Genomic DNA, 12466 nt, shown 5'->3' on the forward strand with positions numbered 1-12466 from the left:
CTATTGTGCCCGCAGGGTCAGCCGCGGTGCTGGTTTCGAAGTCGGAATATTGTCACGGTTGAGCAGCCAAGAGGCGATATCGCGGAAGATCGGTGCTGCCGATTGGCCGCCACCACCATTGTCCTCCACACCGGACTTTGGCTCATCTAGCATCACCGCAACGACGAAGCGCGGGTCATTAGCGGGGGCGATACCGGCGAAGGTAATCCAATACGCGGAATTGGAATAAGCCCCGGTATTAGGATCCACTTTCTGCGCCGTACCGGTCTTGCCGGATAGCTGATAGCCCTTGAGTTGTGCATTGCCGGCCGTGCCGTTTTGCACGCCCGCCTCATCATCTTGGAAGACGGCGCGGAACATATCCACGGTAGTCTTGGCCGTTTCAGGGCTTACCACCTGGGTCTTTTTCGGCTCGTCGAGCTTTTCGTCCTTGCCATCGGGCCCCTTTACCGAGTCAATAATGCGCGGTTCAATGCGCTCGCCACCATTAGCCAAGGCCTGATACACACTCGCCATCTGCAAAGTGGTCCATGCTTGTCCCTGACCAATAGGAAGGTTGGCGAAGGTACCACCGGACCATTGCTCTAAGTCCGGAACGCTACCGGCAGATTCATTCGGCAGCTCTATGCCAGTGGTATTACCCAAACCAAACTTCTGCAGGTAGTCGGCATATTTCTCTTGGCCCAACTTATCGGCAATCATCAAGGTGCCAACGTTAGAGGACTTACCAAAAATACCGGTGGTGGTAAATGGCTCGGTGCCATGCTGCCAGGCATCGTTGACCGTTACCCCAGCCATATCGATGGAGCCGGGAACCTGGTGTACCTCATCCGGGGTGGTCACGCCCTCCTGCAATGCAGCAGCCGCGGTTACTACCTTGGCCACAGAGCCTGGCTCATACGGGTGGGAAACGCTGCGATTTTCGAAGTCTTTGCCCTCATCCAGCTGATCTTCAATATTCTTATTGGGATCCACGGTATCGGTATTAGCCATGGCGAGAACCTGGCCAGTAGCGGCATCGAGAACCACGGCCTCCGCGCCAGAGGCCTTGGAATTAGCCTTGGCCTTCTCCAGTTTCTGCTGCACGTAAGTCTGCAGATCGAGGTCCAATGTAAGGGTGACATCGCGGCCGTCTACGGTATCGACGACATCGCGCAAGGTACCCGGAATAACCTGGCCATCTGCGGATACATCCTCGGTGGACTGGCCATCGATACCCGTCAATTCAGTATCGCGCGCGGCCTCGAAGCCAAACTGACCATGGCCATCCATCGACACCTTGCCCACTACGTTTTCCCCGATTGCACCATTGGGGTACTGGCGGATGTCTTGGCGGTCCGCAGCCACACCGTGGTACTTATTTGCAATCTCTACGGCTACATCGGGGTCGACGTTGCGCACCAGTACCTCGTACTGAGTATCAGCCTTGAGTTTATTAAGGATATCGTCCTTGTCTACCTTAGAAGCGGAGGCACCGGAATCCTCAATCATCTTCGGGATTCCCTCGGACATGTCCTTGAGCGTCTGCTCCATCTTTTGATTGAGGAAGCTATCGAGCTTCTTTTCATCCATACCTTCAATCGAGCCATCATTCTGACCCTCGATTTTGGCTTTGTCCTTTAGCTCATCGCGCAGGCGCGTGGGCGAGACAGTCAGGGAACGAGACTTCATCGTATAGGCCAAGCGCTGGCCATCGCGGTCCAGAATCTCTCCCCTGCGGGCGGGTTCAATATAGACACGCTCGCGCTGGGTCACGGCCTTGGCGGATAGATCCGGCCCCCAAACTAGCTGCACCCAAGCCAAGCGGCCGGCAAGGACAACCATCGCCACCAACACAACGGAGACGATGATGCGCAGGCGTTTGCGCATCATCCTCTTTTGCGGCACCGCAGAGCTGGTGGAGCGGCGCGAGCGGCGCCTAGCCTTACTTGGCACAGTCACGGTCCAATGTCACCTTCCCTATTTCCGCCACAATTTCTTGCGTGTATTGATTGTGCCCTACAAAAGTGAGAATGCCCGCGCCACCACGCGCGAGCATCAGCTTTTTCACCGGATATTCTTCCCTAGCTATTCGGCGCGGCTCGCGTAAGGCGCACGCGCGGGAAGGTTGGGACGCGCATTGCCCGATTCCGCGCCAGTATTGCCTGCGTCACGGTCCTTATTGCGGTCCTCAGTATCGCTGCTGCCGCCACGAGCGGTGCGCTGCTGGCCCTGCGGCACGGCGTTAAGGGAATCCGACATGCCCTCCGTATCCTTCGGGTCACTGGAGGCCTGGCCAGGACGAATAGGTTCACCGTTTACGTCAATGAGCTTTTCAGTATCCGGGGTGCCTTCGCGCTTTTCGACGATCTTTCCATCACCGCCGACTTCCGCAATCCCCGGCTGCTTAGGAACGGCCATGCCCATCTCATCCGCACGGCGAGCAATATCCGCAGAAGAGCTAAGATTTTCCGCATCGCGATTCAGGGTCTCAATTTGGTTATCCAATTGCGAGTCCTGCACGGTGAGCTGCTGGATGGCAAAGGTTTGCTTGGTAGACAGACCAGAAAGCCACATTGCCATGACAACACCGGCGATAAGCAGCGTGATCGCGATAACGGACAGACGAGTGAACAGGCCACTCTTCTTGGTCTGCGGCTGCAACTGGCGGCCACGGAAGCTGACCACCTGCTTCGATCCCAGACGCTTGGTACTGCGGTGCGGGATTCGGGTGCGGCTCGGAGCGCGCTTGGGGCTTGGGCGCTCCCGCAGCGCCGTCGGGGCTCCGGTATCGATTCCGGTGGTGAAGTCTCGGCTGGCGCCCATGGTGCGAGTGGCCTCTCTGTCGCGGCTGTCAGTCTTTACGTGGTTTCGGCGTGGGATGGTGCTCATTTCCGGCCTCCCGGGGGTAAAAATTCCGGCTTTCCTTCGAGCCTCTCAATGGCACGAACCCGCACCGACGCGGCGCGGGAATTTTCTGCAATCTCCCCTTCGGAAGCCTTTTCCGCACCACGGGTGACGATTTTGTACTGCGGTGCGGTACCTGGAAGATCCATCGGCAGTCCTGCCGGTGTCTTGGAGGTGGTCAGTTCTTTAAAAGCCGCTTTAACGATGCGGTCTTCTAGGGATTGATAGCTCATAAAAACCGCGCGGCCACCTACAGCCAATGCTCCAGTGATAACAGGCAGTACATTCTCGATGGCCTCCAACTCGCGGTTGACCTCAACCCGCAGCGCCTGAAAGGTGCGTTTGGCAGGGTGGCCGCCGGTGCGACGGGTAGCAGCCGGAATGGCATCATAAAGCAGCTCGACCAAGCGGCCGGAGTTGGTGAAGGGCTCTTTTTCGCGCTCCTTCAGCACGGCCGAGGCAATTTTGCCCGCGAAGCGCTCATCGCCGTAGGTCTTGAGGATTCGCGCCAAGTCACCGTGCGAATAGGTATTGAGCACGTCCGCCGCAGTAATTCCCTGCGAGGGATCCATGCGCATATCCAACGGCGCATCCGTCTTATAGGCGAATCCGCGGTCCGCCTGGTCTAGCTGCATCGAGGAAACACCAAGGTCAAAAAGCGCGCCGGCGATGCCTGCGGTGCGGGCCGAATCAAAGATGCCACCCTCGCCTTCCGCGATGGCGCTGCCCAGCTCATCAAAGCGTGCATTGACGCCCACGAAACGATCGCCATAGGGAGCTAGGCGCTCGGTTGCATTGCGCAATGCCTGCTTATCACGGTCCACGCCGATAACCCGAGCCTTTGGAAAGGAATCTAGAAAGTAGCGGGTGTGGCCGCCGGCGCCCAAGGTGGCGTCAACAAGTACGGCATTGTCCCCCGCTTTCTCGACCTGGGGGCGCAGTAGCTCTGCCATGCGCTCGCGCATGACTGGAACGTGACCGTGATTGGCAGCCACATCATAGTTCAAGCCTTCTGTAGCCATGTCTCCCCGCAACCCCCTTTCTCAATTTCCAGGACTTTCAGTGGTGGAAAGCATGCGAGTGCGTATAGGGCCCTGTCCGAGGCAGGTTTCTGATATCGGGGAAGTACACCAGAATCATCCGCCTCGGGCAGAGTCCTTACACGCACTCTTGTGCAGGCTTAGAGCAAGCCCGCTAGTACGTCATCGGCATCAGCTGCCGAGTAAGCATCTTCAGTTTGCGACTGGTACTCAGCCCATGCGGCTGCGTCCCAAATTTCGAGAAAGTCCACAGAGCCAACCACAACGCACTCCTTGGACAAATTTGCGTATTCCCGATGCCCCGCGGACAACGTAATGCGCCCATGTCCGTCCGGCCGCTGTTCGTCCGCACTTGCTGCCAAGTTACGGATGAAAGCACGTGCTTCTGGATTGGTTCGAGAAACCGCCGCAGCCTTCCGCGCACGTGCCGCAAATTCCTCCCGTGGGTACACGGCCAATGAATGGTCCTGCCCCTTGGTGACCATGAGACCACCCGCGAGTTCATCGCGAAATTTTGCCGGAAGCGTAAGACGTCCTTTGTCATCGAGCTTCGGAGTGTAGGTTCCGAGAAACATCCCGGCGTCCACCTTCCTTACTCGAAAACTCCGGATTCTCTCACTTCAGAATCGAGACCCTTGAGCCCCTCTTTCCTCCGCTGCGCCCCACTCTACCCCACTTTCCCCCACCTAACCCACTTAAAGCGGCGTGTCTTCGAGATTAGATACTGTTATCTGCAGCTAGATGACTGTTTTTCCGGTGGGAAGAAATCCCATAAAGGGTATTGACAACCCTCTATATTCACCCCTATTACCCCACCTGTAACACCAAGATAAGGTGCCACTCCCCTCACTTAAACCCCACATACTGTGCTAACCAAGCGTTTTGAGCTTTCCGAGAGCCACTTACCTCACAGTGCCCCACCACGAAGCCCACCAGTGGGGCAAAGTGGGAGATTTTGGATAGGCATGAAAATACCCCAGCCAATCCCTACTGAATCGACTGGGGTAACAAAGGCTAAAAGGCGCTAACGCTCCTCAAAACGGCGACGGAAGTTTTCTTCGAGCTTCCCGCTAACGCCCCCGTTGCGCGAAGCAGACTTCTTTGCACGTCCACCAGAATAGCGAGCCCGCGATGAGCGACCAGAGCCATCACCGCGCAGCATCCATACACCGGCGGCAAACATGACCAAAAATCCCGCAATGGAAAGGGCAATGAACCACAAGCTTTGCTGCGCTAGGGCAACACCACCAATCAGCATGCAAAGGCCAACAACAACGAGCGCCACGCCCCGCAGGGTTACTGCACCGCCAGAACCGCCGAACGACGTAGGCTCAGAAACGGAAGCGCCAAATTTAGGATCGTCAGCAAGCAACGATTCCTCAATTTCACGGAGCGTGCGCTGCTCCTGCTCAGAAAGAGACACTGTTCCTCCAACTAGGGATTGGGCTTCAGGCGGTAATAGTTCTATCTATCCTAACGCCCAGAATAATCAGTATGTTCCCCAAAAGGTAGTGACCGCCCCCACGCAGTGACTACGCAGCAAAAGAACCGAACGTTGTCTCTGCCTCACTTTCATCCAAGAATTGTGCGGCGCGCTGCATAAGGCCATAAACGAACTTTTCATCCGGCACTTCATCCAGGCCCGATACCACTCGAGCGCGGGTCCGAGAATAGGCCTTAAAAGTTTCCGCCCACCGCTTATCTTCCACACCTACTAGCGCTAGGCGCTCCCAAGCACTAGAAGGAAGACGGCGACGCCGCGCCACTGCGGATGCCGCTACTCGCGCACCGGCGGTCCGCAGCGCCGCCTGGTATGCCACCTCTAAAGCTTGGTCGAATCGCCCATCTTCTGCATATCCGCGCGCCGAGTCCAATAGCTCACGCGCCTGAAAGAGGAATCGAGCCCGCTTACCTCCCTCTCGGTCAAAAGAACGAGTGCGTGTTGCCGAAATAATCTGTGCCATTGCCTTTGTCCTTAACTAAGTAACTAACGCCGTTGAAGTGCCCCTGACATTAAGAAGACCACCGGACATCTCACAGTTCAGAATAGCTCACATGTTCGAGATAGGCAATAGGAGCGACCACGTCAAATGCCTAGTTTCCACATTCTGTTCGAAACTCCCATTCTGTTCTCGGTGGCCCAACACCCGCCCCGTTGCTCCACTTGGCGCATACTTCTGGTGTCATAGAACCGTGAGCTTTGAAATCCGCCGCCTAACTCCGCCAGAATTCTCTGTGCTGGCCCCGCAATTGGTTGAGATCTATATCGAGGCGATGAATTATCGCCCCGATATTCTGCACAACCGCATAGCAAGCTGGCGAAATGACCTGATCCGGCCCGGGTTCAGTGCTCTGATTGCCACTCACGACAATGGCACTGTAGGAGTAGCCTATGGATTTCTAGGCTCCCCGGATAACTGGTGGGACGCCGAACTTCGCCGCGGGCTGCGCCTACAAGGCGGGCCCACCGAAAAACAGTGGGATATTGTGCGCAACTATTTTGAGTTAGCAGAGATCCACGTCTTACCGCAGTATCAAGGCCATGGACTGGGTAAACAACTACTGGAGGGCTTGTTGTGGAATGCCCCGGCCCGCTACGCCCTACTGTCAACGCCGGAAGTGCCAAATGAGGACAATGGGGCTTTTCGGCTGTATAGATCCGCCGGGTTCTTCGACATTATCCGCAATCACCGCTACCCCGCGGACGCTCGCCCATTTGCCATTTTGGGGGCCACCCTGCCGCTGTAAACCTCTGTTATTCCTTGCGCACCCCAGCCGGTATCGTGTGGAGTGTGACTATGCAGAATATTCCTGAGCCTGCGGAGATCCCCGGTGCAGTGCGCGAAGAACTCGCAGCCTTCCTTGACCAACGCCGAGGACAAGTGGCAGAAATTGGCAGCCCTGTAACCAAGGCCGTAAGCTTTTTGGAATCCTTCGTGCTCAATGGCGGCAAGCGTGTACGCCCCACGTACGCTTGGGCCGGCTACCTTGCCGCAGGGTGTGGAGAAGAGGACCCTGCAGCCATGCTTCGCGCGGCCGCGTCTCTAGAATTCATCCAGGCCTGCGCATTGATCCACGATGACATCATCGATGCCTCTAATACCCGGCGCGGGAATCCTACGGTGCACCGGGGCGTCGAAAAGCTCCACCGCGAGTCGGATTATTTGGGCGATGCCGAATTTTTCGGCACCTCCGTGGCAATCCTGGTAGGCGACCTAGCGTTGGTATACGCGGAAGACATGTTCCAAGATTCCGGTTTGAGCGCAGCTGCATTGCACCGCGCCCGCAGTCCGTGGCGCGGAATGCGTACCGAGGTCATCGGCGGCCAGCTATTAGATATTTCCTTGGAAGCAGCAGGCTCCGAGTCTGTAGAACTAGCCAACTCCGTCAATCGCTACAAGACGGCGGCTTATACTATTGAACGCCCACTACACCTAGGTGCGTCCATCGCCGGCGCTAGCGAGGACCTTATCGCTGCCTTCCGCGGTTATGGTCACGATATCGGCATTGCCTACCAGCTACGCGACGATCAACTGGGAGTCTTCGGCGATCCGGAAATAACCGGCAAGCCAGCTGGCGATGATCTGCGCGAGGGAAAACGCACCGAGCTTTTGGCGCTAGCGCTCCAGCGCGCGGATGAGTCTGACCCACAAGCTGCCGCTACCCTGCGCAAATTCATCGGACAAACCTCGGATCCCCAGGAATTGGCCCGCATGGCACAAATCATTGCTGATTCGGGTGCGCCACAAGAAATTGAACGCCGAATCGAATCGCTGACTCAATCTGGCCTAGAACACCTGCGTGCCGCACAGGTGGATCCTGCGGTAACCGAGACCCTAGAGCGACTGGCTATTAAAGCCACCGCTCGTCACAAGTAGGTCTAGCCGTGGCAAAGACGTATTCCTTTCCCATTCCGCGCGCGCTGCCGCTGGGCCTATCGGCCTCTTGCATTTTGCTGCTGGCGTCTTTTTCGGGCGGCGCTACCCGTAACCGCGGGGGGCTACTAGAAGCGCTCAATATCGGTTTCTTATCTTATGGACACGGGCGCAATCTTGGTCTCGCACTGTACTGGGTGGGAATTTTCCTTCTCGCCGCAGCGTGGGTGCTTGCCGGGCGCACCATCATTCGCCCACAGCTTAAAAACCCGCTCCCCGAGGGCGGCTTGCGCGATATCCAGCGCATCCTCATTGCCTGGGTCGCTCCGCTATTGTTGGCCGGCCCTTTGGCCTCACGCGATGTATATTCCTATCTCATGCAGGGGGCTATGGTCCGCGATGGCTTTGATCCATATACCGAAGGCGCCGCCGTTAACCCCGGCCCCTTCCTCCTCGAGGTATCGCAGGATTGGCGCAATACCACCACCCCGTATGGTCCCCTTCACCTTTGGATAGGCGAATTGGTCACCAGCTTGGTGGGCGATAACGTCACCGCGGGCATCGTGGTCTATAAGGCTCTTTCTCTGCTCGGTTTCATTGCTATCGCTTGGTCAATTCCCCAGATCGCCCGCAAGCTCGGTGCGGATCCGACGGTAGCACTCTGGCTCGGCGTAGCTAATCCGGTTATCATCTTGCACCTACTTGGCGGTATGCATAATGAGTCCCTGATGGTGGGGCTTGTGTCCATCGGCCTACTTGCGGCTCTGAATAGGCGCTTCCACGCAGCACTTTTACTCGTGGGCGCAGCCGTAGCGATGAAGGCCACAGCGCTCATCGCGGCGCCCTTTATCGTGTGGATGATGCTTCACTATTACGCGCCCAAGGGCTCAAGCGCATGGCGGTCGGTCTTCGTCTTCGCTGTATCCGGCATCGCCGCGGTGGTGGAAATCATCGCCGCAGTAGCACTGATCACCTGGGTTTCGGGCACATCTTGGGGTTGGTTATCGCAGATTAGCGGCAACTCCAAGGTCATCAACCCGCTCGCAGGCCCGACCTTAGCTACCGACGTTATCTTCCCTGCCGTCCAGATTTTCACGCCGGATGCCTCCTATAACGCCATTTTGGCTGTCTTGCGCAGCATAGCCACTGCATGCATGTTCATTGGCCTAGTGGCGGTGTGGTGGATGTGCCGCAAAAACAACCGCGATGCCATCATGGGCACCGCGGCCGCGTATCAAGTTGCGTTCGTATTCAACGCCGTGACCTTGCCGTGGTACTACGCCTCCATCTTTACCCTGATGGGTACCTTCCGGCCGCCACTGTGGCTTCTGAAGTTCACCACCGGCGTTGCCTTATTTATCGGCGTCTCCTTTTCCGGGGATGGCAATCACCAGCTCTATAACTGGTTCTGGGTCATCGGGATGATCGTGGTGGCATGGTTTGCTACCCAATGGCTCTTTGAAGGAGTGCCTAAAAAGCAGCAGCCTGCGCGCGGCGAATAACCTCGCGAGCGAGATGACCGTGCAGGGCATCTATCGGGCGGCCTGGGAGTGAGTCGTCCTCAGTAAAAAGGTATTTAAAGATTTCCGCGTCCTTGTAGCCGCCATCGGTCAGCACGGTTATCGCCGCAGTCACATGCTTGGCAATGACGCCCTTATCATTAAAGAAAGCCAGCGGAACGCGCTTTCCTTCTGGAGAATCCCAGGCAATGAACTTTCGGTCCTGCAGCAGTTCATAAGCACGAGTAATGGGCAGGTCTAGCTTTTCCGCTACCTGCTGCATGCTGAGCAGTTCTTCATTTGCGAGCAAGGAATCGAGGGATTTTTCTACGTTAGTCACGCCACCTACTTTAACGCGGGTAGTGGGATCGGCCATACTGGAAAGCATGACTAGGTTGGAAATTGGTGACATTCTGGAGAATCGTTACCGCATCGATCGCCCCATTGCCCGCGGTGGCATGTCTACCGTGTATCGCTGCGTGGATTTGCGGCTCGGGCGGGCAGTCGCGGCCAAGGTCATGGACGAGCGCTATTCCGATGACCCGATCTTTATCAAGCGCTTTTCCCGCGAGGCCCGTGCAATGGCTCGCCTGCAGCACCCCAACCTAGTGGCTATCCACGATTTTTCAGCCGATGGCGAACCCATCTACCTCATCATGGAGCTCATCGATGGTGGTACGCTTCGTGAGCTATTAGCCGAGGGAGGCCCCTTTCCGGTTCAGGCGGCCACCTCTACCCTGCGCAACGTTTTGCGCGGCTTGGAGGAGGTGCATTCCACTGGCCTCATCCACCGCGATATTAAGCCCGATAATGTGCTTATCACCTCCCACCACCGGGTAAAAGTAGGCGATTTTGGGTTAGTGCGCGCCACCAATGCTGAGGCCACCTCAGACACGATTGTGGGCACCGTGTCCTATCTAGCACCGGAGCAGGTCACGGGTGAGGAGATTACGCCTGCCTCGGACGTTTATTCGGCAGGCATCGTCCTTTTCGAGCTACTTACCGGAACCGTTCCCTTCTCCGGCGATACTCCCCTAGCGCATGCTACGGCTCGGTTGGATTCTGACGTCCCCGCACCGTCATCGCGGATCTCTGGGGTGCCCAAGCTTGTCGACGCCCTCGTGGCCACCGCCACCGCCCGCGATCCCCGCGAGCGCTTCGCCGACGCCGGCGAATTTCTTGAAGCACTCGATGATGTCTGCCGAGAGCTTGATCTTCCGGACGTCACCATTCCCGCCCCTAGGAATGCTGCCGCAGCGCGCACTGCACAGGCACCCACGGACTTTTCTGGCACCGGTGCCACCGAAATCTTCGAGCCCACCCGCACCATCCCGCAAGGCGAAACAGAACAGCTCGATGGCGGGCCGACAGAAGTGATCCCACCGCAACGTCTGAGCTTCGAGACGAAGTTAGATTTGCCGCAGGCCGAGGCTGCTCCAGAGCCAGAGCCGCAATCCTTTTCTCGCCCCCAAGCACAACCGTATTCGGCGGCCGAGCCCCCACTCGAACCATTTGCACCGGCAGCCGCATCTGCGCCCACACCGGTGCCGGCTTCCGTCCCCGAACAGCCGGTGCAAAGCGCACATGAAGAACCCGCCGAGCGTCCGCTGACCAACCGCAATCCGCTTTCGCTAGTGCTTTTCCTATTAGTGGTCGCGATTGCCGTTGGAGCGGTAGCTATCGGCGGGTGGTGGTTCGGGTCCTCGCTCTACGGCACGACACCGAACCTGTGGATTTAGTTACGCAGCATTTCCGCAATGAGGAAGGACAGTTCCAGCGACTGCTGCGTATTCAGGCGCGGATCCACGGCCGACTCATAGCGACCCGGAAGATCCACATCGGTGATGTCCTCGGCGCCGCCAAGGCACTCGGTAACATCCTCACCGGTGAACTCGAGATGTACACCGCCCGGATGGGTGCCCAGCTCACGGTGAACTTCGAAAAAGCCCTGCACCTCATCCACGATCTTGTCAAAGTGTCGAGTCTTGTAACCGTTCGATGCGGTAAAGGTATTGCCGTGCATCGGATCGGACTGCCATACCACCTTGTGTCCGGAGTCTTCTACCGCCTTCACAATGGCCGGTAAGACGGTGCGCACCTTATCGTGGCCCATACGGGAGATCATGGTCAGGCGCCCTGGCTCGCGATGCGGGTCAAGCCTTTCCGCGTATTCCACAGCCTGCTCTGGAGTAACCCCCGGCCCCAGCTTGATTCCCACAGGATTGCCAATCATCGCCGCAAAATTAACATGGAAGTCTTCGATACCGCGGGTGCGCTCACCAATCCATACCTGGTGTGCGGAGAGGTCGTAGAGCTTAGTATCGCCGTTATTGTCCTGGCCTAGGCGCAGCATGGACCGTTCGTAATCCTTCAGCAAGGCCTCGTGCGAGCAGTAAATATCGGCCGAGCGCAGGGTGTCATCATGCACGCCACAGGCATTCATGAAGTTCAGCCCATTTTCGATCTCACGGGCCAAGTCCTGGTAGCGGGCACCGGCGCGGGATTTCCTTACGAACTCGCGGTTCCACTCGTGTAGGCGGTAGAGATCCGCAGTTCCAGAGGAGGTCAAGGAGCGAACCAGGTTCATCGCTGCCGAAGAATTGGCGTACGCCCGGATCATGCGGGCCGGATCGTGGCGGCGTGCTTCCTCGGTTGGCTCCACGCCGTTGACGATGTCACCTCGGTAATTCAGCAGGCCATTGGAATCCGTATCGGAAGATCGCGGCTTAGCATACTGGCCGGCGATTCGTCCCAGCTTAACCACGGGGACAGAGGCACCATAAGTCAAAACCACGGCCATCTGCAGCAACGTTTTTACATTGCCGCGGATATGGGGCTCGGTATTGGACTCAAAAGTTTCCGCACAATCGCCGCCCTGCAGCAAAAAGGCATTGCCTAGGGCAACGTCTGCCAGCTTCTTTTTGAGCGCTTCGATCTCTGGTGCGACCACGATGGGCGGTACGGATTCGAGAATCTTGCGCACGTTATTGGCCTGGGCGGTATCCCAGCTGGGCTGCTGTTTTGCGTCACGCTTGATGACGTCCTGGAAGACTTCCTCGATGCCCTCTGGCAAAGGAGGGAGGTCCGGGAGAACGCCTTGCGGAATATCTACTGTCCAACTCACACTGCTATTTAACCATTAATAGCCTATCGCGCGTTAGTTAAA

The 12466-nt window shown here is 57.3% G+C and carries 12 protein-coding genes; 4 read left to right on the forward strand and 8 right to left on the reverse strand.

What is annotated here, in order from left to right:
- The 6 genes from L8V01_RS02260 to L8V01_RS02285 form a co-directional block, all read right to left on the reverse strand.
- Nucleotides 1-1872: a peptidoglycan D,D-transpeptidase FtsI family protein gene (locus tag L8V01_RS02260; protein WP_420869457.1), complete on the reverse strand. Its 1872-nt coding sequence runs from the start codon at nucleotides 1870-1872 to the stop codon at nucleotides 1-3.
- A gap of 195 nt (nucleotides 1873-2067) precedes the next feature.
- A complete protein-coding gene (ftsL, locus tag L8V01_RS02265) occupies nucleotides 2068-2871 on the reverse strand; it encodes a cell division protein FtsL (RefSeq protein ID WP_269945533.1) in 804 nt (267 codons plus the stop codon).
- The gene (gene rsmH / locus L8V01_RS02270) at nucleotides 2868-3908 is read right to left on the reverse strand and encodes a 16S rRNA (cytosine(1402)-N(4))-methyltransferase RsmH (protein WP_269945534.1); all 1041 of its coding nucleotides are present in this window, start codon (nucleotides 3906-3908) and stop codon (nucleotides 2868-2870) included. Before rsmH ends, ftsL begins: the two co-directional genes overlap by 4 nt.
- A 158-nt stretch (nucleotides 3909-4066) precedes the next feature.
- A complete protein-coding gene (gene mraZ, locus L8V01_RS02275; protein ID WP_005324499.1) occupies nucleotides 4067-4501 on the reverse strand; it encodes a division/cell wall cluster transcriptional repressor MraZ in 435 nt (144 codons plus the stop codon).
- Nucleotides 4502-4950: 449 nt separating this feature from the next.
- Nucleotides 4951-5349, reverse strand: coding sequence for a DUF3040 domain-containing protein (locus L8V01_RS02280; protein WP_269945535.1), 399 nt, complete (start codon nucleotides 5347-5349; stop codon nucleotides 4951-4953).
- Nucleotides 5350-5458: 109 nt separating this feature from the next.
- Nucleotides 5459-5890 (reverse strand): SAV_6107 family HEPN domain-containing protein, encoded by a 432-nt coding sequence (locus L8V01_RS02285; RefSeq protein WP_269945536.1) that lies wholly within the window; start codon nucleotides 5888-5890, stop codon nucleotides 5459-5461.
- 229 nt (nucleotides 5891-6119) lie between these two features.
- Here L8V01_RS02285 and L8V01_RS02290 point away from each other — a divergent pair, with 229 nt between their 5' ends.
- From L8V01_RS02290 to L8V01_RS02300, 3 genes are read left to right on the forward strand one after another with little or no spacing between them, the layout of a single operon-like run.
- A complete protein-coding gene (locus tag L8V01_RS02290; protein ID WP_269945537.1) occupies nucleotides 6120-6674 on the forward strand; it encodes a GNAT family N-acetyltransferase in 555 nt (184 codons plus the stop codon).
- A 50-nt stretch (nucleotides 6675-6724) separates the two neighbouring features.
- Nucleotides 6725-7804, forward strand: a complete 1080-nt coding sequence (locus L8V01_RS02295) for a polyprenyl synthetase family protein (protein ID WP_269945897.1) — start codon at nucleotides 6725-6727, stop codon at nucleotides 7802-7804.
- Between the two features lie 8 nt (nucleotides 7805-7812).
- Nucleotides 7813-9303 (forward strand): alpha-(1->6)-mannopyranosyltransferase A, encoded by a 1491-nt coding sequence (locus L8V01_RS02300; RefSeq protein WP_269945538.1) that lies wholly within the window; start codon nucleotides 7813-7815, stop codon nucleotides 9301-9303.
- Here L8V01_RS02300 and L8V01_RS02305 read toward each other — a convergent pair.
- Nucleotides 9272-9676, reverse strand: coding sequence for an Rv2175c family DNA-binding protein (locus tag L8V01_RS02305; RefSeq protein WP_269945539.1), 405 nt, complete (start codon nucleotides 9674-9676; stop codon nucleotides 9272-9274). The two genes, L8V01_RS02300 and L8V01_RS02305, sit on opposite strands and share 32 nt — an antisense overlap.
- Before the next feature lie 10 nt (nucleotides 9677-9686).
- On the opposite strand from L8V01_RS02305, the gene L8V01_RS02310 reads away from it, so the two are divergent.
- Nucleotides 9687-11039, forward strand: a complete 1353-nt coding sequence (locus tag L8V01_RS02310; RefSeq protein ID WP_269945540.1) for a protein kinase domain-containing protein — start codon at nucleotides 9687-9689, stop codon at nucleotides 11037-11039.
- On the opposite strand, the gene L8V01_RS02315 is transcribed toward L8V01_RS02310, so the two are convergent.
- The gene (locus L8V01_RS02315; RefSeq protein ID WP_269945541.1) at nucleotides 11036-12424 is read right to left on the reverse strand and encodes a class II 3-deoxy-7-phosphoheptulonate synthase; all 1389 of its coding nucleotides are present in this window, start codon (nucleotides 12422-12424) and stop codon (nucleotides 11036-11038) included. The two genes, L8V01_RS02310 and L8V01_RS02315, sit on opposite strands and share 4 nt — an antisense overlap.
- Nucleotides 12425-12466 lie beyond the last annotated feature (42 nt).

Source organism: Corynebacterium curieae (assembly GCF_027570035.1).
Classification (GTDB): Bacteria; Actinomycetota; Actinomycetes; order Mycobacteriales; family Mycobacteriaceae; genus Corynebacterium; species Corynebacterium curieae.

Excerpts from the sequence above, each read along its gene's own strand:
- L8V01_RS02295 (WP_269945897.1), top strand. The coding sequence starts at position 6,725 with ATGCAGAATATTCCTGAGCCTGCGGAGATCCCCGGTGCAGTGCGCGAA.
- L8V01_RS02285 (WP_269945536.1), bottom strand. The coding sequence starts at position 5,890 with ATGGCACAGATTATTTCGGCAACACGCACTCGTTCTTTTGACCGAGAG.
- L8V01_RS02305 (WP_269945539.1), bottom strand. The coding sequence starts at position 9,676 with ATGGCCGATCCCACTACCCGCGTTAAAGTAGGTGGCGTGACTAACGTA.
- L8V01_RS02260 (WP_420869457.1), bottom strand. The coding sequence starts at position 1,872 with ATGATGCGCAAACGCCTGCGCATCATCGTCTCCGTTGTGTTGGTGGCG.
- L8V01_RS02310 (WP_269945540.1), top strand. The coding sequence starts at position 9,687 with ATGACTAGGTTGGAAATTGGTGACATTCTGGAGAATCGTTACCGCATC.
- ftsL (WP_269945533.1), bottom strand. The coding sequence starts at position 2,871 with ATGAGCACCATCCCACGCCGAAACCACGTAAAGACTGACAGCCGCGAC.
- mraZ (WP_005324499.1), bottom strand. The coding sequence starts at position 4,501 with ATGTTTCTCGGAACCTACACTCCGAAGCTCGATGACAAAGGACGTCTT.
- rsmH (WP_269945534.1), bottom strand. The coding sequence starts at position 3,908 with ATGGCTACAGAAGGCTTGAACTATGATGTGGCTGCCAATCACGGTCAC.